18 protein-coding genes are annotated in these 22,554 nt (G+C 68.3%); 12 read left to right on the forward strand and 6 right to left on the reverse strand.

What is annotated here, in order from left to right:
* Positions 1-10: 10 nt before the first annotated feature.
* Positions 11-1,810: a nickel-dependent hydrogenase large subunit gene (locus tag E0H92_RS22730; RefSeq protein WP_131460271.1), complete on the reverse strand. Its 1,800-nt coding sequence runs from the start codon at positions 1,808-1,810 to the stop codon at positions 11-13.
* A gap of 3 nt (positions 1,811-1,813) precedes the next feature.
* On the reverse strand, positions 1,814-2,887 hold the full coding sequence (locus tag E0H92_RS22735; RefSeq protein WP_202873777.1) for an NADH-quinone oxidoreductase subunit B family protein: 1,074 nt from the start codon (positions 2,885-2,887) through the stop codon (positions 1,814-1,816).
* Positions 2,888-3,064: 177 nt separating this feature from the next.
* On the opposite strand from E0H92_RS22735, the gene E0H92_RS22740 reads away from it, so the two are divergent.
* The 5 genes from E0H92_RS22740 to hypE all read left to right on the forward strand — a co-directional run bounded on the left by E0H92_RS22740 (position 3,065) and on the right by hypE (position 8,414).
* Complete coding sequence (locus E0H92_RS22740) at positions 3,065-3,529, forward strand: helix-turn-helix domain-containing protein (RefSeq protein ID WP_165549916.1); 465 nt, start codon at positions 3,065-3,067, stop codon at positions 3,527-3,529.
* 80 nt (positions 3,530-3,609) lie between these two features.
* Positions 3,610-5,907 (forward strand): carbamoyltransferase HypF, encoded by a 2,298-nt coding sequence (gene hypF / locus E0H92_RS22745; RefSeq protein ID WP_202873778.1) that lies wholly within the window; start codon positions 3,610-3,612, stop codon positions 5,905-5,907.
* Positions 5,898-6,215 carry a HypC/HybG/HupF family hydrogenase formation chaperone gene (locus E0H92_RS22750; RefSeq protein ID WP_131460269.1) on the forward strand — a complete coding sequence of 106 codons (318 nt, stop codon included), beginning with the start codon at positions 5,898-5,900 and terminating at the stop codon, positions 6,213-6,215. Before hypF ends, E0H92_RS22750 begins: the two co-directional genes overlap by 10 nt.
* On the forward strand, positions 6,212-7,330 hold the full coding sequence (hypD, locus tag E0H92_RS22755; protein WP_131460268.1) for a hydrogenase formation protein HypD: 1,119 nt from the start codon (positions 6,212-6,214) through the stop codon (positions 7,328-7,330). Before E0H92_RS22750 ends, hypD begins: the two co-directional genes overlap by 4 nt.
* Positions 7,323-8,414, forward strand: coding sequence for a hydrogenase expression/formation protein HypE (hypE, locus tag E0H92_RS22760; RefSeq protein ID WP_238173549.1), 1,092 nt, complete (start codon positions 7,323-7,325; stop codon positions 8,412-8,414). Before hypD ends, hypE begins: the two co-directional genes overlap by 8 nt.
* Here the strand turns inward: hypE and hypB are convergent.
* Positions 8,411-9,166, reverse strand: coding sequence for a hydrogenase nickel incorporation protein HypB (hypB, locus tag E0H92_RS22765; RefSeq protein ID WP_131497651.1), 756 nt, complete (start codon positions 9,164-9,166; stop codon positions 8,411-8,413). The genes hypE and hypB overlap by 4 nt on opposite strands.
* A gap of 1 nt (position 9,167) precedes the next feature.
* Positions 9,168-9,497, reverse strand: a complete 330-nt coding sequence (locus E0H92_RS22770) for a hydrogenase maturation nickel metallochaperone HypA/HybF (protein WP_131460266.1) — start codon at positions 9,495-9,497, stop codon at positions 9,168-9,170.
* Positions 9,498-9,755: 258 nt separating this feature from the next.
* Between E0H92_RS22770 and E0H92_RS22775 the strand changes: the two genes are divergently transcribed.
* From E0H92_RS22775 to E0H92_RS22790, 4 genes are read left to right on the forward strand one after another with little or no spacing between them, the layout of a single operon-like run.
* Complete coding sequence (locus E0H92_RS22775; RefSeq protein WP_131497652.1) at positions 9,756-13,862, forward strand: S8 family serine peptidase; 4,107 nt, start codon at positions 9,756-9,758, stop codon at positions 13,860-13,862.
* 36 nt (positions 13,863-13,898) lie between these two features.
* A complete protein-coding gene (locus tag E0H92_RS22780; protein WP_238152522.1) occupies positions 13,899-14,804 on the forward strand; it encodes a hypothetical protein in 906 nt (301 codons plus the stop codon).
* A 20-nt stretch (positions 14,805-14,824) separates the two neighbouring features.
* Positions 14,825-15,718: a hypothetical protein gene (locus tag E0H92_RS22785; RefSeq protein WP_238173550.1), complete on the forward strand. Its 894-nt coding sequence runs from the start codon at positions 14,825-14,827 to the stop codon at positions 15,716-15,718.
* A gap of 30 nt (positions 15,719-15,748) precedes the next feature.
* Positions 15,749-16,639 (forward strand): hypothetical protein, encoded by an 891-nt coding sequence (locus E0H92_RS22790; RefSeq protein WP_238152520.1) that lies wholly within the window; start codon positions 15,749-15,751, stop codon positions 16,637-16,639.
* Between the two features lie 65 nt (positions 16,640-16,704).
* Here E0H92_RS22790 and E0H92_RS22795 read toward each other — a convergent pair whose 3' ends face one another.
* Positions 16,705-17,544 carry a hypothetical protein gene (locus E0H92_RS22795; protein WP_131497653.1) on the reverse strand — a complete coding sequence of 280 codons (840 nt, stop codon included), beginning with the start codon at positions 17,542-17,544 and terminating at the stop codon, positions 16,705-16,707.
* Between the two features lie 161 nt (positions 17,545-17,705).
* On the opposite strand from E0H92_RS22795, the gene E0H92_RS22800 reads away from it, so the two are divergent.
* The 3 genes from E0H92_RS22800 to E0H92_RS22810 all read left to right on the forward strand — a co-directional run bounded on the left by E0H92_RS22800 (position 17,706) and on the right by E0H92_RS22810 (position 21,613).
* Positions 17,706-19,076 (forward strand): peptidoglycan recognition protein family protein, encoded by a 1,371-nt coding sequence (locus E0H92_RS22800; protein WP_131497654.1) that lies wholly within the window; start codon positions 17,706-17,708, stop codon positions 19,074-19,076.
* A gap of 28 nt (positions 19,077-19,104) precedes the next feature.
* A complete protein-coding gene (locus E0H92_RS22805) occupies positions 19,105-20,289 on the forward strand; it encodes a SpoIID/LytB domain-containing protein (RefSeq protein ID WP_131497655.1) in 1,185 nt (394 codons plus the stop codon).
* A 154-nt stretch (positions 20,290-20,443) separates the two neighbouring features.
* Positions 20,444-21,613: a glycoside hydrolase family 76 protein gene (locus E0H92_RS22810; RefSeq protein WP_131460261.1), complete on the forward strand. Its 1,170-nt coding sequence runs from the start codon at positions 20,444-20,446 to the stop codon at positions 21,611-21,613.
* 61 nt (positions 21,614-21,674) lie between these two features.
* Here the strand turns inward: E0H92_RS22810 and E0H92_RS22815 are convergent, their stop codons facing one another.
* Positions 21,675-22,523: a peptidylprolyl isomerase gene (locus tag E0H92_RS22815; RefSeq protein ID WP_131497656.1), complete on the reverse strand. Its 849-nt coding sequence runs from the start codon at positions 22,521-22,523 to the stop codon at positions 21,675-21,677.
* Between the last annotated feature and the right edge of the window lie 31 nt (positions 22,524-22,554).

The raw sequence follows: 22,554 nt of genomic DNA on the forward strand, positions 1-22,554 counted from the left end.
GTCCCCCGGGTCAGTAGGGCTTGACGGCGATGGACGGGGAGTGCAGGTGCGTCTTCTCCCGTCCGTTGCCGACGTACATGTGCACGCCGCAGGGCAGGCACGGGTCGAAGCTGCGCACCGCGCGCATGATGTCGATGCCTTTGAACCGGTCCGGCGGGTTCTCCTCGAAGATCGGGGTGTTCTGGACGGCGTCCTCGTACGGGCCCGGTGTTCCGTAGCTGTCCCGGACGCTGCCGTTCCACGGCGTCGGCGGGTACGGGTGGTAGTTCGCGATCTTGCCGTCCCGGATCACCATGTGATGCGAGAGCACGCCGCGCACGGCCTCGGTGAACCCGCACGAGATTCCCTCGTCCGGCACCTTGAACGGCGTCCAGGTGTCGGTCCGGCCGGCCCTGACCTCGGCCATCGCCTTCTCGCAGAAGTGCAGCGCGAGCGCGGCGGCGTACGCCTGGAAGTACGTCCGGGCACGGTTCCGCTCGAGCGCGTTGCTCCAGCGCGGGATCTTCCACTCGTACTCCGTGGCCGGTTTGAGCGCCGTCCGCGGGAGCTGGATCTTCACGCTGTGCCCGGTGGCCTGGATGTAGTCGGTGCTGACCAGGCCGGACAGCGCCGTCGACCAGAGTCGCGCGATCGGGCCGCCGCCGGTGTCGAGGGCCAGATGGTCCGTGCCGTCGAACCAGCGCGGCGACATGGTCCAGCTGTACGCGTTGGAGAAGTCGCGTTTCTGCGGTTTCGGCAACGTGTGCTGGTTCCACGGGTGCCGGACGTCGATCGGGTTGCCGAGCGGGTCGACGTCGACGAACTTCTCGTGCGCGCCGTCGGCCCAGTCGTCGTAGTACGAACTGCCGAGCAGGATCCGCAGGCCGAGGTTGATGTCCAGCAGGCTGTTCGTGACGAGCTTGCCGTCGACCACGACGCCCGGGGTGACGAACATCTTCCGGCCCCAGGACTCCATGTTGCGGTAGGTGAAGTCGCAGTACGCCGGGTCTTGCAGACTGCCCCAGCAGCCGAGCAGGATGCGCCGTTCACCGACGTGTTCGTAGCCGGGCAGCGCCTCGTAGAAGAAGTCGAACAGGTCGTCGTGCAGCGGCAGGACCTTCTTCATGAACTCGATGTAGCGCATCAGCCGGGTGAGGTAGTCGGTGAAGAGCTGGATCGTCGCGACTGTGCCGACCCCGCCGGGGTAGAGCGTCGACGGGTGGACGTGCCGGCCCTCCATCAGGCAGAACATCTCGCGGGTGTAGCGGCTGACGTGCAGGGCCTCGCGGTAGAACTCGCCCTCGAGCGGGTTCAGCGAGCGCATGATGTCGCCGATGGTCCGGTAGCCGTGGTCGCCGGCGTGCGGCGCCTCGGTCCGGTTCGCGAGTTCGAGGACACCCGGGTTGGTCTCCTTGACCATCCGCTCGCAGTAGTCCACGCCGACCAGGTTCTCCTGGAAGATGTTGTGGTCGAACATGTACTCCGCGGCCTCGCCGAGGTTCACGATCCACTCGCCGAGATGCGGCGGCGCGACGCCGTACGCCATGTTCTGCGCGTAGACCGAGCAGGTGGCGTGGTTGTCACCGCAGATCCCGCAGATCCGGCTGGTGATGAAGTGCGCGTCGCGCGGGTCCTTGCCCTTCATGAAGATGCTGTAACCGCGGAAGATCGACGACGTGCTGTGGCACTCCTCGACGGTCTTGGACTTGAAGTTCACGTTCGCGTAGATGCCCAGGCTGCCGACGATCCGGGTGATCGGGTCCCACGCCATCTCGACGACGTCGGTGCTCTTCGCGTCGGTCGCGGCGGGTTTGGACTCGGTGGTGGTCATGACCTACCACACCTTCTGGTAGCCGGTGGTGAGCTCGGAACTCTTCTGCCGCCAGCCGGGTTCCTTGTTGCTCGCGTTCTGGGTGTACTTGCGCAGCCGCCGGATCACGGTGCCGTACACCATGCTCGCGGTGGTGGACACCCTGCTGCCGGGCGGTGCGTCCATGAACGGCATGAACTTGTCCGGGAAGCCGGGCATCGTGCAGGCGATACAGATGCCGCCGACGTTCGGGCAGCCGCCGACCCCGTTGATCCAGCCGCGCTTGGGCACGTTGCAGTTGACGACCGGACCCCAGCAGCCCAGCTTCACCAGGCACTTGGGGGAGCCGTACTCCTTGGCGAAGTCGCCCTGCTCGTAGTAGCCGGCCCGGTCACAGCCCTCATGCACGGTCCGGCCGAACAGCCACTGCGGTCGCAGCTCGGCGTCCAGCGGGATCATCGGGGCCTGGCCCGCGACCTGGTAGAGCAGGTAGACGAGGGTCTCGGACAGGTTGTCCGGGTGGATCGGGCATCCGGGCACGCAGACGATCGGCAGGCCCGCCTTCGACTTCCAGCTCCAGCCCAGGTAGTCGGGAACCCCCATCGCACCGGTGGGGTTGCCCGCCATGGCGTGGATCCCGCCGTACGTCGCACAGGTGCCGACGGCAACCACCGCGGTGGCCTTCGGCGCCAGCCGGTCCAGCCACTCGGACGTCTTCATCGGCTGCCCGGTGGCCGGGTTGTTGCCGAAGCCGGCCCAGTAGCCGTCGGTGCCGTGCACCGCCTCGTTCGGGATCGAGCCCTCGACCACCAGCACGAACGGTTCCAGCTCGCCGCGGTCGGCCTTGTGCCACCAGGCGATGAAGTTGTCCGCGCCGGTCTCCGGTCCGCACTCGAAGTCGATCAACGGCCAGTGCACCGCGATCTTCGGCAGCCCGGGCAGGGCGCCGAGGACGATCTCCTCGATGCTGGGCTGGGTGGCCGCCGTGAGGGCGACCGAATCGCCGTCGCAGCTGAGTCCGCCGTTCATCCAGAGGATGTGGACGACACCCTCGTCGGTGTCGTCGCGTGCCTGCTCCGGCTCCAGCGTCGTGGACACGACCCGCCCTCCCTCGTCCGGAAATCACCCGGCCCTTTCGAACCGTACTTCGGTACTCGCCGGTCCGACAGACACATGTGTCAGCTATTAATGGCGGTATCCGGAAATCCGCGAATCCTGGATTCCAGGACATTCCGGGAGGGTCTTTTCGGACACGTCGCACCGTATTCTCGTGCAATGGACGATCCCGATCGCGAGGTGTTCGTCTCGCCCGTGGTCGTGGCGTCGCAGAGCTTCCCGGCCAGGCCGGGTTCGCTGCCGGACGCGGAGCAGTTCGTCCGGGAGGCGCTCGAGCCGATCACGCTCGAGGTGGAGGAGCGTCAGGCGCTGTACCAGGCGATCACCTCCGCCCTGCTGGCCGCGGCCGGGCCGAAGGACGGGGTGTTCGACGTGACCGTGCGGATCTTTCCCGACGGTGTCGAGGTCGAGGTACTGCACGGTGCGGGCGTCCGGCGGGTGCAGCCGGCCGCGGAGCCGTTCGCCGATTGGCTGAACGGCGTCCTGCGGGGTCAGGGGTTGTCCCAGCAGGCGGCCGCGCAGCGGATCGGGGTCTCGGTGCGGACCATCAGCCGGTGGTTGCGCGGCGACACCGAACCGCGACTGCGGGACCTGCGCAGAGTGCACGAGATCTTCGGTCCGTGATGTCTGGCGTGGGTCCGGGTCCGGGTTTAGTGTGCGAATTGTCCGTTGATCGCGGAATTCGCCATTCTTCGCCCGGCGGGGTGACCATCACGAACGAATTGGAACGGGTGCGCAGCCGGGCGCTGGTCACCGGGGTGGTCCAGGGCGTCGGGTTCCGACCCTTCGTGTACGCACTGGCGCGCGAGCTGGGGCTGTCCGGCCAGGTCGGCAACACCGCGGGCGGTGTCGTCGCCGAGGTCGAGGGCCCGGCTGCCGCGGTGGCCGCGTTCGGCGACCGTGTGCTGACCGACGCCCCGCCGCTGGCCGTGGTCGCGTCCGTGACGCTCGAGTCGCTGCCGGTGGTGGGCGGGACCGAGTTCGCCATCTCGGACTCGACGGCGGGTGCGGGCCGGACGCTGGTGTCGCCGGATGTGGCGACCTGTGCCGACTGCCTGGCCGAGTTCGCCGATCCGTCCGACCGGCGCTACCGGCATCCGTTCATCAGCTGTACCAACTGCGGGCCGCGCTTCACGATCATCACCGGCCTGCCCTACGACCGGCCGGCCACCACGATGGCCGGCTTCCCGCTCTGCCCGGACTGCGCCCGCGAGTACGCCGATCCGGTCGACCGCAGGTTCCACGCGCAGCCGATCGCCTGTCCCGCCTGCGGACCTCGGCTGCGGCTGATCCAGCCCGGCCTCGAGACGGCGTACGGCGAGGACGCGCTCGCGGCCGCGCACGCGCTGCTGATCGACGGCGCGATCCTCGCGGTGAAAGGGCTCGGCGGCTTTCATCTCGTCTGTGATGCCGGTGACCAGGCTGTGGTGAGCACCTTGCGGAAACGCAAAGATCGCGGGGACAAACCGTTCGCCGTGATGGCCGCCGATCTGGACACGGCCCGCCGGATCGCCGTGGTCGACGTCGCGGAGGAGCAACTGCTCACCGGCAGCAGGCATCCGATCGTGCTGCTCCGGCGCCGGCCCGGTGCGGCCGTCGCCGAAGCCGTTGCCCCCGGCAACCCCGATCTCGGGGTGATGCTGCCGTACACGCCGCTGCACGAGTTGCTGTTCGACCAGCCCGGTCCGTGTGTGCTGGTGATGACGAGCGGCAACCTGTCCGGTGAGCCGATCGTCACCTCCGACGACGAGGCACTGACGCGGCTGGCCGGTCTGGCCGACGCGTGGCTCGGCCACGATCGCCCGATCCACGTGCCCTGCGACGATTCCGTCGTACGGATCGTCGACGACAGCGAGTTGCCGGTCCGGCGGTCCCGTGGGTACGCGCCGTTCCCGATCGACTTGCCGATCCCGGTCCGGCCGGCGCTGGCGGTCGGCGGGGACCTGAAGAACACCTTCTGTCTCGGCGATGGCCAATACGCGTGGCTCTCGGGGCATGTCGGCGACATGGACGACCTCGCGACACTGCAGGCGTTCGAGCGGGCCGAGCAGCACCTCGAGCAGTTGACCGGAGTTCGGCCCGAGGTACTGGTGACGGACAAGCATCCGTCGTACCGGTCGCGCCAATGGGCTCAACTGCACGCGGCCGGGCGGCCGGTGGTCGGCGTACAGCATCACCATGCACACCTAGCCTCGGTGATGGCCGAGCACCGGTATCAAGGTCGCGTCATCGGGTTCGCGTTCGACGGGACCGGGTACGGCGAGGACGGTGCCGTGTGGGGTGGTGAGGTACTGCTCGCCACGTACGACGGGTTCGAGCGCTACGCGCACCTCAAGTACGTTCCGCTCCCCGGCGGCGATGCAGGTGTCCGCAACCCCTGCCGGATGGCGTTGTCGCACCTGCTCGCCGCCGGCCTGCCGTGGGACCCGCGACTGCCGTCGGTACGCGCGTGCGCCGGGCCGGAGCTGGAACTGCTCAGAACCCAACTGGACAAGGACATCGCCTGTGCTCCGACGTCGAGTATGGGCAGGTTGTTCGACGCGGTCTCGTCGCTGGCCGGGGTCTGTCATCGCGCCGGGTACGAGGCGCAGGCCGCGATCGAGTTGGAAGGACTGGTCTCGTCGGATCGCGAGCTCGGCGGGTACGAGTTCGCGGTCACAGGGGAGGAGATCGATCCGGCCCCGGTGCTGGCCGGGGTGGTGTACGACGTACTGGCCGGCGTGGATCCGGGCGTCGTGAGCGCCCGGTTCCACCAGAGCCTGGCCGAACTGATGGTGACGCTGGCCGTGCGGGTCCGCGCCGCGCGCGGACTGACCACGGTCGCCCTGTCCGGCGGCGTGTTCGTCAACCGAGTGTTGCTGTCGGCAACTACCAGAGCATTGGCCGGGGCCGGGTTCACGGTGCTGCGGCATCGCCGGGTGCCGCCGACGGATGCCGGACTCGCCCTCGGCCAGCTGGCCGTCGCGGCGCGTCGCCCAGGGAGGGAAACATCATGTGTCTAGCCGTACCGGGCAAGGTCGTGGAGATCCGCGAGGAGGACGGGACCCGGATGGGCCAGGTGGACTTCGGCGGCGTCCTGAAGGACGTCTGCCTGGAGTACCTGCCGGACCTGGAGGTCGGTGAGTACACCATCGTGCACGTCGGGTTCGCGTTGCAGCGCCTCGACGAGGAGTCCGCGATGCAGTCGCTCGCGCTCTACCGCAAACTCGGGGCGCTCGAGGAGGAGTTCGGCGACCAGTGGGGACTCGCCGCGCGGCAGGCCGGCGAACGCCGCCCGCCCGGGACCGAGTGGGGGGAGGCCTCGCAATGAAGTACCTCGAGGAGTTCAGCGATCCGGTGCTGGCCGGCAAGCTGGTCGAGCAGATCCACGCCACGGTGACGAAACCCTGGGCGATGATGGAGGTCTGCGGCGGCCAGACGCACACGATCGTCCGGCACGGGATCGACCAGTTGCTGCCGGACGGTGTCGAGATGATCCACGGCCCGGGCTGCCCGGTCTGCGTCACGCCGCTGGAGATCATCGACAAGGCGCTCGAGATCGCCGCCCAGCCCGGCGTGATCTTCTGCTCGTTCGGCGACATGCTGCGGGTGCCCGGCAGCGGCCGCGACCTGTTCCGGATCAAGAGCGAAGGCGGTGACGTCCGGGTCGTCTACTCGCCGCTCGACGCGCTCCGGGTCGCGCAGCAGAACCCGGACAAGGAGGTCGTCTTCTTCGGGATCGGCTTCGAGACCACCGCCCCGCCGAACGCGATGACCGTCTACCAGGCCAAGAAGCTCGGCATCCCGAACTTCAGCCTGCTCGTCTCGCACGTCCGGGTCCCGCCCGCGATCGAGGCGATCATGCAGTCCCCGAGCTGCCGGGTTCAGGGCTTCCTCGCCGCCGGCCACGTCTGCAGCGTGATGGGGACGTCGGAGTATCCCGAGCTGGCCGAGAGGTACGGCGTACCGATCGTCGTCACCGGGTTCGAACCGCTCGACATCCTGGCCGGGATCCTGCGGACGGTCAGCCAGCTCGAGAAGGGCGAGCACGTGGTCGAGAACGCCTACCAGCGCGCCGTCCGGGACGAGGGCAACCCGGCCGCGAAGGCGATGCTGGCCGATGTGTTCGAGACGACCGACCGGGCCTGGCGGGGGATCGGGATGATCCCGCGGAGCGGCTGGCGGCTGTCCGAGCGGTACCGCGAGTACGACGCGGAGTACCGCTTCCAGGTGCGCGACATCGTCGCCGAGGAGTCCACGGTGTGCCGCAGCGGCGAGGTCCTGCAGGGCCTGATCAAACCGCACGAGTGCTCGGCGTTCGGGACGGTCTGTACGCCGCGGAACCCGCTCGGCGCGACGATGGTGTCCAGCGAGGGCGCTTGTGCCGCGTACTACCTGTACCGCCGGCTGGAGACGCCGGCCGAGGCGGTGACGACCGGTGGCTGAGCACGTCATGCTGCCGGATCCCTCCCTACCCGATCCGCCGAACTTCGACGGATGGGTCTGTCCGCTGCCGTTGCGCGATCACCCGAAGGTCGTGATGGGCCACGGGGGCGGCGGACAGATGTCGGGTGAGTTGATCGAGCATCTGTTCGTGCCCGCGTTCGCGAACCCGGTGCTCGGCGGGCTGACGGACTCGGCGGTGTTCACGCTCGGCGAGGCCCGGCTGGCGTTCTCGACCGACTCGTTCGTGGTGCAGCCGCTGTTCTTCCCGGGCGGCAGCATCGGGCACCTGGCCGTGAACGGCACGGTCAACGACCTCGCGATGAGCGGCGCGCAGGCGGCGTACCTGTCCTGCGGTTTCATCCTCGAGGAAGGCGTCGATCTGTCCGTGGTCGCCCGGATCGCGGCGGACCTGGGCGAGGCAGCGCGGCAGGCCGGCGTGACGATCGCGACCGGTGACACCAAGGTCGTCGACGCTGGTCACGGGGACGGCGTGTACGTCAACACGGCCGGCGTCGGGCTGGTTCCGGCTGGGGTCGACATCCGTCCGCAGCGGGCGGTTCCAGGGGATGTCGTCATCGTCAGCGGCCAGATCGGGGTGCACGGGATCGCGATCATGAGCGTGCGGGAGGGCATCTCGTTCGGCACCGAGGTGGTCAGCGACTGCGCGCCGCTGAACGGCCTGGTCGCGGCGATGCTGGCCGTCTGCCTCGACCTGCACACCCTGCGCGACCCGACGCGGGGCGGCGTCGCGACCTCGCTGAACGAGATCGCCAAGGCGGCCGGGGTCGGCGTCGAGCTGACCGAGACCGCATTGCCGGTGCCGGAGGCGGTCGCCAACGCCTGCGCGTTCCTCGGACTCGATCCGCTGTACGTCGCGAACGAGGGCAAACTGCTCGCGATCGTGGGTCGTGACGACGCGGACACCGTCCTCGCGGCGATGCGGGCGCATCCGCTCGGTGCGGACGCGGCGATCATCGGCGAGTGCGTCGAGGCGCATCCGGGGATGGTCGTGACGCGGACAGCGTTCGGGGCTACTCGGGTGGTGGACACGCCGATCGGAGAGCAGCTGCCCCGGATCTGTTAGCGGTCCGCGAGCCAGGACTGCCAGGCGTCGAGCCCATCGCCGCGGGTCGCGGAGACGGGCAGCAGCTCGACGTCCGGCTTGAGGCGACGGATCAGGTCCAGGCACAGGTCGACGTCGAAGTCGACGTACGGGAGCAGGTCGACCTTGTTCAGCAGGACGAGGTCGGCGGTGCGGAACATGTACGGGTACTTCGCCGGTTTGTCCGCGCCTTCGGTGACCGAGATGATCACCACCCGCGCCGACTCGCCGAGGTCGAACAGGGCCGGGCAGACCAGGTTGCCGACGTTCTCGACGAAGACCAGTGAGCCGTCGGGCGGGGCGAGCTCGGTCAGGCCGCGGCCGAACATTTCCGCGTCCAGGTGGCAGCCGGCGCCGGTGTTGATCTGCACGACCTTGCGGCCGGTCGCCCGGATCCGCTCGGCGTCCAGCCAGGTCTCCTGATCGCCTTCGATCACGAGGGTTTCGCGGCGGTCGCCGAGGTCGGTGACGGTGCGCTCGAGCAGGGTGGTCTTGCCGGAGCCGGGGGAGCTCATCAGGTTGATCGCGATGATGCCGCGCTCGGCCAGGCGGTGCCGGTTGGCCGCGGCGAGCAGGTCGTTCTTGGCGAGGATGTCCTGCTCGAGCAGCACGGACCGGGTCGCATGGTCATGCGTGTGGTCGTGGGGGTGAGGGTGCTCGTGGGGGTGCGGGCCGTCGACGAGGGTGACTCTGGTGCTCGCGTCCTCGCCGCCGCAGCCGCAGGTGCTGCACATGTCACCGCACCTCCACCGAGACGATCCGCAGTTCCTGACCGGCCAGAATGTCGAGATCGGCACTGCCGCAAGCGCACAGCATGATCGGGTCGTCGAGCCCGAACTCCCGTCGGCAGTCCCGACAGTACGCCCGCCCGGACGGCTCGTCGATGTCCAGCCGGGCGCCGTCCAGCCCGGTCCCGGCGGCCACGATCCCGAAGCAGAACCGGATCGAGTCGGTCACCACCCCGGACAGTCGCCCGATCTCCAGCCGGACGACGGCCACCGGCCCGTCGCCGATCTTCTCGACGATCGCCTCGACGATGCTCTCCGTGATGGCGAGCTCATGCACCCTCCCGACGGTAGCCGCCGGAAAGTTGCGGGAAAACCTGCACGTGCTACGTGTACGCAGCGTAACCGGCCTCCAGGGCGGGATTCCGGGCAGAAACCGGTCCGCGAAATGTATTGGGCACGAATAGTTACCGTTGTGGACGGCAACCAAAGAAGACGTCGCCGCCAATCGCTACCGGAACCGTGACCAGCGCCTTACTCTCCGGTTGTTGAGCCCGCGGTTGGCTCGGGGGAGCCGCTCCACGTCCGGAGGGGAAGTATGAGACGACGCCTGAAGTACGTCGCCGGCCTGGTTGGTCTGGGCAGTCTGATCGTCGCGTCGATGTCGATGCCCGTTCAGGCCGCGACCAGTGAGCACTCGCCGCCGGGGCCGAGGCCCGGCGCGCTGCAGGTGCAGTCGGCGACCGACGCGGCGCTGGCGAAACTCGACCCGAAGCTCGAGGCGCGGGTCAAGAAGGGTGACACCGCGGCCGTCGCGGTGTTCGCGACCGTTCAGGGCGACACCTCCACGGCACAGCGGGCGCTGGACGACGCGCATGTCGCGAAGTCCGGTGACGCCGCGCTCGTGATGGGCTCGATCCCGGTGCAGGCGCTGCCCAAGCTGGCCGCCGCGCCCGGAGTCGTCGCGGTCCGGCCGATCGAGCTGGCCCGCACCGGGCAGCCGCTGTCCGACCCGGATCCGGAGCTGCACCAGGCGCCGACCGCGGCCGAGCAGCAGGCCGCGCTCGCCAAGGTGAAGTCCGACGACGTGCCGTACGACGAGGCGCCGCCGCTGCGCCGGTCCAACTTCGACAAGCTCCGCAACCAGAACCTGCTGGACGCCAAGTCGCACAACTTCACCGGCGCCTGGAAGGCCGGGTTCACCGGTCAGGGTGTGACCGTCGGCGTCCTCGACGGTGGTACCGACTTCGGCCACCCCGACCTGCTGAACACCTGGCAGACGTGGACCGGTCAGACCGGCGCGAAGGCCGGCTGGAACGGCTGGCCGAAGGCCTTCGACCCGTACGGCACCCTGCAGTGGCTGGCCGCACCGGACCAGGTCGACCAGGGCCTGTCCTGGTACACGAAGACCACCGCGGCGACCTGCGCTGTCAGCGGCACGACCTGCTCCGTCGACTTCGCCACCAAGACCGGCCCGTCCCGGAACTTCAACGCCCCGACCGGCACCAAGCAGCACACGTACAGCTTCCCGGCGAAGTGGAGCAAGTCCGGCAAGGTCATGCTCGGCAGCCACCCGGACGACCACCTTCTCCAGCTGTACGGCGAGCGTCCGGGCTTCCTGGTCACGGACCCGCACACCGCCGGCGTCTACGACACCGTGTACGTCGACCTCGACGACGACTACTCGTTCGCCGACGAGAAGCCGGTGACCAAGTCCTCGCCCGCGGCGTACCGCGACATGAACGGCGACGGCTACACCGACCTGTCCGGCGGCCTGCTGTACTACGTCTCCGACGGCAAGACCCCGATCCCCGGCGGCCTCGACGCGTTCGGCGTCCAGGACACGTCGTACGGCTCCGGTGCTCTGCTGGCGTGGACCGGTGACTTCGACCCGGCGATCGAGGGTCACGGCACGCTGACGGCGTCGAACATCGTCGGCCAGGCGGTGATCAACGGGAAGGCGCCGGCGTTCAAGGACATCCCCGGCGGCAAGTACGCCGGCGCGGTGCTCGGCGGCGCCCCGAACGCCAAGCTGGCGCCGTTCGGCGACATCTACATGGGCTTCGACTTCTCCACCCAGTTCGGGTACTTCCTGTCCACCCGCGGCGGCGTCGACGTCACCTCGAACTCGTACGGCTCGTCGACCAGCGACAACGACGGCTGGGACGCCGCGAGCCAGGAAGCCGACGTGATCCACGACGGCTTCAAGACCACCGCACTGTTCTCCACCGGCAACGGCGCACCAGGATTCGGTACGGCGACGGCGGCGGCGCCCTCGACCGGGATCGAGGTCGGCGCGTCGACGCAGTTCGGCGGCACCGGCTGGGACTCGCTGCTCCGGACCAGCCAGATCACCGACAACGACGTGATGGTCTGGTCGAACCGCGGCTTCGGCGCGAACGCCACGAACGGCGTCGATGTCGTTGCCGACGGCGCCTACGCACCGGGTGACGCGACGCTGAACACCGTCCTCGACGGCCGGAACGCCTGGGCGACCTGGGGCGGTACCAGCCGCTCGACCCCGGTCGCCGTGGGAGCGACCGCACTGGTCTACCAGGCGTACGAGAAGGCACACCACGGCGCCGTACCGGCCGGCTTCTACTCGACCGCGCAGGATCTGCTGAAGTCCTCGGCGAAGGACCTCGGGTACGACGCCAACGTGCAGGGCTCCGGCTCGATCGACGCGGGCAAGGCGGTCGCGAGCGCACTGGGCAAGCGCGCGAGCGTGTCGCCGACCGAATGGCGCGTGGGTGACTACCGCGGTACGGAGTACCCGGTGTTCGCCAACGTCATCTCGCCCGGCGGGACCGACACGCAGAAGTTCAACCTGCAGGGCAACGGCGTCTGGCAGGTCAGCGACCGGCAGCTCGTGCGGACCGACTCCAGCACGATCTCCTTCAGCAGCAAGGATCTGAGCCAGGAGAGTACGGGCAACTTCAACGCGCCCGACTATCTGATGGACCTCACGAAACAGGTCAAGCAGCATCGCAACGCGGACCTGATGGTGGTCAAGCTCGAGTACCCGCGGTCGCAGTTCGACGGCGACGACAACCTGACCGAGGACCAGGGGTGGCGGCTGCTCACCTACAACTGGACCGACGTCAACCACGACGGCAAGCTGTGGACGGACAAGAACCACAACGGCGTCGTCAACCACACCGACAAGACGACCAGCTCGAACATCGACGGCTTCCTCGACCTGGACTTCGCGAAGTCGGAGATGGAGCAGGGCGAGTACAGCCGGTTCATGTACCACCGGGCCGGCGCCAACGCGTTGCAGTCGTACGTGCGGGACCCGGCGCAGCGGATGGCCGACGGCCTGTTCCTCGGCCTGCAGCACTCGGCGAAGAACGCGAAGATCCCGGTCACGGACTTCAAGGTCTCGATCGACTGGTACCAGAACACCGACTGGAAGTGGGTCAGTACGCCGCGGTACGCCAACGGGTCGTTCACGGCGTCGATCAAGGTGCCGGGCAACGCGCCGTACGGCATGTACTCCGGTGCGGTCGTGCTGCGCCGCGGGTCGGACGAGATGGTGGTGCCGGTGTCCGTGGCGGTCGCGGCCAAGGCGGCCCAGGACGCGAGCGGGAAGATCACCGGGGCGATCACGTTCGGCGGTGACGACGTGGCACAGGCGCAGCGGAACCTGACCTACAACAACGGGTCGGTGTTCGGTGCGAACGACTGGACCTGGCGGGCCGAGTCCGGTGACTGGCGGTTCTTCTATCTCGACGTACCGAAGACACCGGCGGAGGGGACGAAGTTCCTGGCCAACACGACCTGGCAGGACTCCGGTCCGTACACCGACCTGGACACGCTCATCATGGGACGCTCGGTGAATCACTTCCAGCTCGAACCGGACTCCGTGTACGGCGCGCCGTACACGATCGACACGGTCGGGAAGAGTCCGAACACCAACGTCCGGGCGGGTGCCTGGCGGTTCAACACCGCGACCGGTGGACCGGCCGACGTGGTCACGGCACCGGCGCAGGAGGGGCTGCAGGCGGTCGCGCTGCACCAGGTCAGCTGGCAGGGCGACAAGTTCAACACCCCGTTCAAGGTGCAGCTGGGGAGCGCGTCGGTCAGCCCGTCGTCGGTCACCCAGACGGCGACCGGTGACACCGGCGGGTTCGATGTGACGTTCGAGTCGAGCGTGCCGCTGGACGGTCTGAAGGCGGACGCCTTCGGCCTCAGCCAGCCGAGTACGACGACCGAGACGGCGCACCAGGACAACCCGGACGACCCGTCGACGGCGAGCGTGAAGAAGAACGTCACGCTGGCGCACGCATCCCGGTTGCACGTGAGTACGGCGCTCGCGTCGAACGACGTGGACCTGTTCGTGGTGCGGGACGCCAACAACGACGGTGTGTTCGCGCCGTCGGAGATCGTCGCCTCCTCGGCCGGCGGCACCGGAGACGAGGCAGTCGACCTGATCAACCCGCCGGACGGCAACTACCAGATCTGGGTGCACGGGTTCTCGGTGACCGGTACGCCGACGTTCCCGCTGACCGTGGACGCGGTCCAGGGCAACGACCTGACCGTCAGCGGCCTGCCCAGCGGACCGGTCGCGGCCGGCACGCCGGTCACCCTGCACGTCGACTACAACAAGGCGATGACACCCGGTCAGAGCTACAACGGCGAGCTGCTCCTCGGCCCGGCGTCGGCTCCGTCCGCGCTGTCCGTCCCGATCAAGATCACCAGATAACGCAACTTCCGCGGCGGAGGCCGCATCGTGGCAGGTATGAAGATCCTGACCTCGAAACGAGCCTCCGCCGCGACCGCGGCCGCCGTACTGCTCGGTGGACTGGCCACAGCCGCGACTTCTACTCTTCCGGCCGCCGCGAATGCCACGGCGGCCTGCACGATGACCGTCGGATCGATCACGAGCGGCGGTGACATCGCCAACACCGATATCACCGCGACGGCGCCGATCACCGCCCAGCGGACGGCCGGCCCGCACCTGTTCACCCCCGGTGTCGCCAAGTTCAGCGCGACCTGGACCACGCGCCTCGACCCGCCGTCCGGCAAGTTCACCAGCGGTCAGCTGGTGCTGAACTCGGCGCTGTACTCGGCCTGGTACGGCACCAAGGCCGACGGGACGCCGGAGAACGGGATCAGCAACGGCAGCAAGGGCTGGCAGGGGTACCACGTCGTCCAGACCTCGAAATACTCCGTCCCGGGCGCTCCCTACTGGACGGCCACATACGGCCTGCGCAACGACGGCGTGATGTACCGCTGGAGCGGTGAGTACGGCGACCTGGCCCGCTACACCGGCTTCGCCTCGGTGAAGACGATGACGCTGATCAGCCAGACCAAGACGTACGACACCTTCCTCGCGAACACCCGCGGCGGTGCCCTGTACACGATCCGGGTCGCGCGCGATCCCAAGGTGCTGCCGGTCGTGAAGAAGGTCCGTACGTCGACCTGGCAGACCTTCGAGGGCCTGGTCGCCCAGAAGTGCGGCACGCAGAGCACGCTGCTCACCGCGATCGACAAGGAGACCGGTTCGGCCTACCTGTACGCCGTTGGCCACGCCAACGGTGCGTCGACCGTGATCAAGGGCCTCGGCAAGGTGCCCGGCACCTTCACCGACCCGGTCGACCACCTCCGGACCGACGAAACCATCCCTCCGCTCTTCGGCGAGTGAACGTCTTGAAAGGCAAATCGATGAAACTGAACCGGGCTTCCGTAGTCGCGGCCTCCACCGTCCTGCTCGGCGGACTCGCGGCGGCGCCGGCCGTCACGGCGACCGCCGCCCCGACCGCCACCGCCGCCGCCTGCGCGATCAACCTCGGCTCGATCACGGCCGGCGGTGACATGGCCAACGCCCAGGTCACCGCCGGCTCACCGGCCACCGTCAAGCGGTCGACCGGCCCGCACATGTTCTCGCCGGGACTGGCGAAACTCGCGTCGACGTGGACCAACTCGCTGGGTGTCGGGGCGGACTACACGGTGTACGGCAACGTCATCGTCAGCGGCACCTTGTACGGCGGCTCGTACGGTGTGGACTCCACCGGCAAGCCGTTCACCTCGCTGAAGTCCCGCGGTGTCGGGTACATCGGCTACAAGGCGATCGAGTCGTCGTACTACTGGGGCAAGACCAGCCGCAGCGCCGAGTACCGGCTGCGCGGCGACGGGGTGCTGTACCGGTACGTCTATTCGGGCAGTGTCGCGAAGGTGATGCGCTGGCCGGGGTACTCGTCGGTGAAGACGATGGCGCTGATCAGCGAGACCGCGACGTACGACACCTTCCTGGCCACGACGAACGGCGGCGCGCTGTACACGATCCACATCCCGGTGACCGGTGCGCCGGTCGTCAAGAAGGTCCGTACGTCGACCTGGCAGGGCTTCGAGTACCTGGTCGCGGAGAAGTGCGGTTCGCAGAGCACGCTGCTCGCCGGGATCGACAAGGACACCGGTTCGGCGTACCTGTACGCCGTTGGTCACGCCAACGGTGCGGCGACCGTGATCAAGGGCCTGGGCAAGGTGCCCGGTGACTTCAAGGACCCGATCTACTTCCTGAACACCGCCGAGGGGAACGCCCCGCTGTTCGGCGAGTGACCCGATGACCAACGAAGGGAACTTCTTCTGATGAGCTTGAAGAGAGCCTCCGCGGCGGCGGCATCCGCCGTGCTGCTGGGGGCCTTGGCAACTCTTCCGGCGAGCGCGGCGACCAAGTCCGCGACCGCTGCCTGCACGATCGAAGTCGGATCGATCACCGCGGCCGGCAACTTCGGCGGCGCCTCGGTCACGGCCACCACGCCGCCGACCGCCGAGCCGAGCACCGGTGCGCACGTCTTCACGGCGGGCATCACCAAGGCGAGCTCGACCTGGACCAACACCGGATCCGGGCCGGACGGCAACAGCACCTACTACGGTTCGGTCATCCTGAACGACACCCTGTACGACGCAGCAGATCACAGCGACCCCAACCAGCCGTTCGAACTCAAGAAGGTCGGGTCCGGCTGGGGCAACTTCACCATGGTGGAGAACTCCTTCTGGCAGCAGGCACCCGGCTCCCCGGTGATGGCGAGTGCCCGATACGGCCTGCTTGGTGGCACCGGTGTGCTCTACCGCTGGATCAACTCGCGCAGGGAGACCGCGAGCGGGTTCGCCTCGATCAAGGCGATGGCCCTGATCAGTGAGACGAAGAACTACGACACGTTCCTCGCGAACACCCGCGGCGGTGCCCTCTACACGATTCGGATCCCGCGCACCTCGCCGCTGAAGCCGATCGTCACGAAGGTCCGCGCGTCCACCTGGGGGAGCTTCGAGGCCCTGGTCGCGGACCAGTGCGGGACCCAGAGCACGATCCTGACCGCGATCGACAAGGACAGCGGCTCGGCGTACCTGTACGCGGTCAGCCACATCAACGGCACCGCCACTGTCATCAAGGGCCTCGGCAAGGTGCCGGGCACTTACAAGGACCCCGTCTACTTCAACAGCACCGCGGAGGGCCAGCCGCCCCTGAACGGCGACTGACCTCAGTCAACGCCAGAGCCCCGGCGACCGCCTTGCAGGCCGCCGGGGCTCTGGTGTGCGCGGGGCTAGAAGTCGCCGCCGAAGTCTCCGCCGAAGTCGAAGCCGCCGCCGTCGCCACCGTCGCCGCCGTCGAACGGGTTGTAGTCGCCCCCGCCGTCGCCGCCTCCGTCACCGCCGCCGTCGCCGCCTTCACCACCGCCGTCGTAGCCGCCCGCGTAGTCGCCGTACCCGCCGCCGGCGAACATGCCGCCGAGCATCGTGCCGAGGAACATGCCGGTCATCACACCGCCGAGCGCACCGAACATGCCCTGCGCGTACGGCGAGTAGGCCGGGCCGGCCTCCCAGTACGGCACCCGCTGCGGGCCGACCATGACCTTGCGGACGTCCGGCTCCGCGCCGGCGCGGACCCGCTCGGCGTCGGCCGCACAGGCCGGCACCTCGCGCTGGGCGCCACCTGGCGGCGCCCACATCACGTCGACCACGGAGGGACCGTGCTGCGGGTTGAAGAAACAGGACGGGCGCCGCTGCGGCAGCGGCTCGCCGGCCACCCGGGCCCGCACACACGCGGCGGCGTACCGGCCGTCCTCGAGGATCTCGATCACGTGCTTGATCTGGTCGGCCTCGGTGACCTGACCGACCGCCTGCTTCGCGGACTCGTAGGAGTCCAGCGCGCGCTGGTAGTCCTGCCGTGCGCCGTCGCCGAGGTCCTTGCCGACCATTTCCAGGTCGAGGTCCTGCAGCTCCTCGCCGAACCGGGTGATGTCCTCGTCGGCGGTCCGCTTCACCGACTCGAGCTCGGCGGCCGTGATCTCGTGCTGCTGCTTGGTCTGCAGCTGGGTCCGACGGTACGAGCGGTACGCCAGGACCGCGATCACCGCCACGGCGATGATCAGGATGAATTCCATTGTCGGGCCTCTCTCGGGGGCTTTAGGGAGAGCCTATCCAATCCCTCAAGACAGTGGACGCCACGCAGGGTGACGTAATCCCGGGAAAGCGGTCACCGTCGGCGCATAATCGAGGAGCGCGCCGCCCAGCGACTGTCCGTCCCCGCGCCGGAAGGCTGTCCATGGGCAAGACTGCGCGACTCCTGCCGCTCGTACTGACGGCGGCGGCCCTGGTCCCGCTACCTCCCTCCGCTGATCCCTCGTACCGGGAGATTCCGCTCGACGGGCCGTCCGTTCGGGCCGAGACCGCACCGTTCGGCATGGTCGGTATCACCTGGCCGCTCGGTGTACAGGGGGTGACGGCGAAGGTCCGCGTCCAGCGCGACGGGCAATGGACCGAGTGGCAACCGATGCAGGTCGAGGACGAACACGGCCCCGATCCATCGGATTCCGAAGGAATTGAGCGGGCCGGCACCGAGCCGTTGTGGGTTGGTAATGCAACGGGTGTGCAGGCCAGTGCGGTGAATGCTGCGGGTGCGGTGCGCGACGCCAAGGTGGTTCTGATTCAGCCCGGTGTGCTGAGCTCCGACTCCGAGGAGCCGGGCGGCACAGTCGAGGCGGCGTCGAGCAGGGCGCCGTACCCGATGCCGTTGATGGTGAGCCGGAAACGCTGGGGTGCGGACGAACGGCTCCGCGCGCACAACGGCGCCTCGTGTGTGCAGCCGAAGTACACGAAGACCGTGCTGGCGGCGTTCGTCCACCACACCGCCGATCGGAACGACTACACCCGCACGCAGGTTCCGGCGATGGTGCGGGCGATGTACGCGTACCACGTGAAGAGTCGCGGCTGGTGCGACCTCGGGTACAACTTCCTCGTCGACCGCTTCGGCCGCGTCTTCGAGGGCCGGTACGGCGGTGCGCAGCTGCCGGTGCTCGGCGCGCACACGTCGTCGTTCAACGCGAACTCGTTCGGCGTCGCGGTGATCGGCAACTTCGAGCAGACCGCACCGCCGCCGGCGATGCTGGAGTCCACGGCGCGTGTCATCGCTTGGAAACTGGACGCCAACTACCGCTCGCCGCTGGCCACGATCGTGCTCGACGGAAGCCGGCTGCACACGGTGTCCGGACACCGCGACACCAAGGCGACAGCGTGCCCGGGAACCCAGCTGTACAACAAGCTCGGCTGGCTGAAGCAGCGCGTGAACACCTTGATGAGCGGCAGTTTCTCGACCCCGATCTACGCGTACGCACGGAAACTCGGTTTCCGGAATATCGGTCAGCCGTTCTGGGGCGAGCATCGAACCCGGACCGGCTGGGCGACGTACTTCGGCACCCGGGACGTCTTCTACTCCGTTGCCACCGGCCCGCATTCCACGTCCGGCGCTTTCCGGACCCGGTACCGGCGGCTCGGGGCCGGCAGCGCGCGGCTCGGGCTGCCGATCACCGACGCCTACGAGGTCGCGGGCGGAGCACGGCAGAAGTTCCAGCGCGGCTGGCTGGTCTGGGACCGGCGTGACCGCCAGGTCCATCTTGTCTACGGGAGGTCATTTTGAGTTGGGCTCATTATGAGGGGAGCTCATTATGAGGAAACGTGCCATTGCGGTCGTCGTTCTGTCGTGCACAGTGATCAGCGCGACCGCCCAGGCCCGCGACGTCGTACCGGCCGCGGCGCCGGACACGACGATCAACGGGCGCGGATTCGGGCACGGCCGCGGCCTGTCGCAGTACGGCGCGCAGGGTGCGGCGCTGGCCGGAAAGCCGGCGAAGCAGATCCTCGACTTCTACTACCCGGGTACGACCACCGGGAAGGCGACCGGCAGCATCCGGGTCCGGGTCAGTGCCGACACCACCGACGGTGTGCGGGTCGGCGCCGTGAGCGGGCTCGCGATCCGCTCGCTGGCTACCGGCAAGGTCTACCCGTTGCCCAGAGCATCGACCCGGAGTCAATGGTCGATCGACCCGAACGGCGAGCACGGCACGAAGGTCAGCTCGTACGACGCCAAGACCCGGAGATGGACGCTCTACAAGACATTCACGGGGATGGCGCAGTTCGAAGGCGCGGCGGTGATCGGGCTTGTGCTGCCGAGTGGCGCCGTACGCCGGTATCGCGGTGCGCTGCGGGCGATCGACGTGTCCGGGACGCATCTGGACACGGTGAACGTGCTGCCGCTCGAGTACTACCTGCGTGGCGTCGTACCGCGGGAGTCGGTGTCGAGTTGGCGGCCGGCCGCGTTGCAGGCGCAGGCCGTTGCCGCCCGCACCTATTCGGTGTTCCACCGGTCCCGCGCGGCGCGGAGAGCGTATGACTTGTGCGACACCACGTCCTGCCAGGTGTACGGCGGGTACGACTCGGAGGAAACGTCGACGAACAACGCGATCGCGGCGACCGCGGGCCAGGTCCGGCTGTACAACGGCAAGCCGATCATCGCCGAGTTCTCCTCGTCGAACGGCGGGGCGACGGCGGCGGGGGATGTGCCGTACCAGCTCACGAAGGCGGATGCGTGGGACGCGTACCCGAAGAACGGGAACCCGAACGTGACCTGGACGGTGACCCGGACGGCCGCGCAGATGCAGGCGGTCTTCGATGTCGGCTCGATCCGCTACGTCCGCGTTCTGAAGCGGACCGGCGTCGGGCCGGGCGGCGGCCGGGCGCTCACCGTCGAGGCGGTCGGATCGCGCGGAAAACGTGTGCTGACCGCCGATCAGGTGCGGATCCGGCTGCACCTGCGGTCCGCCTGGATCAGTTTCCCGGCCCGAACTTCTTGATATACCAACTGCCCATCCGCCGCCGGCCTCTCCCTCAACCCCCGAGTGAAGCGAGGGGTGATGGGGTTCTTCTCGTTTGAGCCATTGACGGGGTGTCGTTGCGCCGGTTAGAACATGACATCGCTGTCAACCACCGCCCAGGAGGAGCAGGTCGATGCGCAGAAAGATTGGTATATCAACTCGGCTGGCCGCCGGAGTGCTCGCGGTCGCCGTCCTCGGCTCGCTGAACATGACCACGGCCAGTGCCGGTGAGGCGGCGGGCACCGACCCGACCGCGGCCGCCCGGGCGCGAGCGTCGTACGACGCGATCAACAAGTACTTCGACGCCGGCAAGGGGCTGCTGCTGGAGGAGTACCCGAACCACCAGAGCAACCCGTACTCGTACGTCTGGCCGTACTCGCAGGCGGCGATCGCGGCGGAGAACCTGGCCGGCGTACCGGGTGCGGGCCGGAAGGGCTCGGCCGAAGCCGACCGACGACTTGCGGCGTACGAGTTCTATTGGAACTCCGGGACGACGCCGACCGGGTACGACTCGTACGTGCGGCCGCCGAACGGTCAAGGCGGCGACAAGTTCTACGACGACAACGAGTGGATCGGGCTGAACCTGATCCAGCGGTTCAAGCGGACTGGTGACCGCGCTGCACTCGCTCGTGCCAAGGAGATCTTCGCGCTCGTCGTCCACGGCTGGGACACGGACCCGACGCACCCGTGCGCCGGCGGCGTGTACTGGACGCAGGCGCCGTGGAGCCAGGACCGGAACACGGTGTCGAACGGTCCGGGCGCCGAGCTCGGGGCGCACCTGTACCTGCTGACGCGGGACAAGTCGTACCTGACGTGGGCCCAGCGGATGTACCAGTGGGCGCAGGACTGCATGCTCGCGCCGAACGGGCTGTACTGGGACCACATCGATCTCGCCGGCAACATCGAGAAAACGCAGTGGAGCTACAACCAGGGCGTGATGCTCGGCGCCGGTGTGTTGTTGTTCAAGGCAACGGGTAACCTCCGCTACCTGCGTGAGGCGAAGTCGGTCGCGAACGCCTCGCTGGCGTTCTACAACACCCCCGAGATCCTCGCGAAGAACGGCGCGGCCTTCAACTCGATCTGGTTCAAGAACCTGCTGATCCTGGACTCGGTCGCCCCCGATCCCCGCTACCGCAAGGCGATGCAGTCCTACGCCGACTACAACTGGAACACCACCCGAGACCCCGCCACCAACCTCTACAAGTTCCGCGAAGGCTCGGTAGAACTCCTCCAGCAGTCCGGCATCACCCAAATCCACGCACTCCTGGCCTGGCCCCGCTCCCAGTACCACCTACTCGCCTGACCCGATACAAACACCGCGCCGCCCGGTCCCGCAGGGGACGGGCGGCGCGGTTGTTCTTGTTTCAGGCTGCTGCGGTGGCGGACTTGATGTCCACCGGGATGATCGGGCTACCGTCCTGCGGGCCGTTCTGCGGGGTGACGCCGGCCTCCGCGACCTTGTCGATCAGCTTCACGCTCGGCTCGTCGATCGTCCCGAACGCCGTGTACTGCGGGGTCAGGCCGGACGCATCGCCGTACACGATGAAGAACTGACTGCCGTTCGTGTTAGCGCCCGAGTTCGCCATCGCGAGGATGCCGCGGCCGTACTTCAGCGTCGGGTACACCTCGTCCGCGAAGCTGTACCCCGGCCCACCGGAGCCGGTCCCACTCGGGTCGCCGCACTGCAGCACCTGCAGGCCCTCACCGACCGTCAGCCGGTGACACTTGGTGTTGTCGAAGTACTTCTGCCCGACCAGGCTCAAGAAGTTCTTCACCGTGCACGGCGCCAGCGCGCTGTCCAGCGTGAGCTGCAGATCGCCGATGGACGTGTTCAGGCTGACCTTCGACGTACCCGACGCCTTGGTCTTCCCGTCGGCCGGCGGATCGACTTTCTTCGCGGCCGGTTCGGCGGACTTCTTGTACGTGCAGTTCACCTCGGACGCGAGCGGCGTCGCCCGCTTCGGGGCCGCCGCCATCGCGGTCGGGATACTGGCCGGCTTGTTCTCCGCCGGCGCCGACGCCAACGCGGCCGGCTTGTCGTCGCCACCCACCCCGAACACCACGAAGACCCCCACGAGAACCACGACCACCGCCGCGACCGCAGTCACGGTGATCCCCAGATTCCGCCGCTGCCGCCGCCGCTCGCTCTCCCGCTCAGCCTGCCGCTTCGCCTTCCGCGCCGCCAACTGCTGCTGATGGGTCTTCTTGGACATGCAGTAACCCTCCTCACCGAGACACCTGCAG

Source organism: Kribbella speibonae (genome assembly GCF_004331375.1).
In the GTDB taxonomy this organism is placed as follows: domain Bacteria; phylum Actinomycetota; class Actinomycetes; order Propionibacteriales; family Kribbellaceae; genus Kribbella; species Kribbella sindirgiensis.

What these genes read in the sequence shown, in the direction of transcription:
- E0H92_RS22730 (WP_131460271.1), bottom strand. Translation starts at nt 1,810, where the DNA reads ATGACCACCACCGAGTCCAAACCCGCCGCGACCGACGCGAAGAGCACC.
- E0H92_RS22740 (WP_165549916.1), top strand. Translation starts at nt 3,065, where the DNA reads ATGGACGATCCCGATCGCGAGGTGTTCGTCTCGCCCGTGGTCGTGGCG.
- E0H92_RS22750 (WP_131460269.1), top strand. Translation starts at nt 5,898, where the DNA reads ATGTGTCTAGCCGTACCGGGCAAGGTCGTGGAGATCCGCGAGGAGGAC.
- hypD (WP_131460268.1), top strand. Translation starts at nt 6,212, where the DNA reads ATGAAGTACCTCGAGGAGTTCAGCGATCCGGTGCTGGCCGGCAAGCTG.
- hypB (WP_131497651.1), bottom strand. Translation starts at nt 9,166, where the DNA reads ATGTGCAGCACCTGCGGCTGCGGCGGCGAGGACGCGAGCACCAGAGTC.
- E0H92_RS22775 (WP_131497652.1), top strand. Translation starts at nt 9,756, where the DNA reads ATGAGACGACGCCTGAAGTACGTCGCCGGCCTGGTTGGTCTGGGCAGT.
- E0H92_RS22780 (WP_238152522.1), top strand. Translation starts at nt 13,899, where the DNA reads ATGAAGATCCTGACCTCGAAACGAGCCTCCGCCGCGACCGCGGCCGCC.
- E0H92_RS22785 (WP_238173550.1), top strand. Translation starts at nt 14,825, where the DNA reads ATGAAACTGAACCGGGCTTCCGTAGTCGCGGCCTCCACCGTCCTGCTC.
- E0H92_RS22790 (WP_238152520.1), top strand. Translation starts at nt 15,749, where the DNA reads ATGAGCTTGAAGAGAGCCTCCGCGGCGGCGGCATCCGCCGTGCTGCTG.
- E0H92_RS22795 (WP_131497653.1), bottom strand. Translation starts at nt 17,544, where the DNA reads ATGGAATTCATCCTGATCATCGCCGTGGCGGTGATCGCGGTCCTGGCG.
- E0H92_RS22800 (WP_131497654.1), top strand. Translation starts at nt 17,706, where the DNA reads ATGGGCAAGACTGCGCGACTCCTGCCGCTCGTACTGACGGCGGCGGCC.
- E0H92_RS22805 (WP_131497655.1), top strand. Translation starts at nt 19,105, where the DNA reads ATGAGGAAACGTGCCATTGCGGTCGTCGTTCTGTCGTGCACAGTGATC.
- E0H92_RS22810 (WP_131460261.1), top strand. Translation starts at nt 20,444, where the DNA reads ATGCGCAGAAAGATTGGTATATCAACTCGGCTGGCCGCCGGAGTGCTC.
- E0H92_RS22815 (WP_131497656.1), bottom strand. Translation starts at nt 22,523, where the DNA reads ATGTCCAAGAAGACCCATCAGCAGCAGTTGGCGGCGCGGAAGGCGAAG.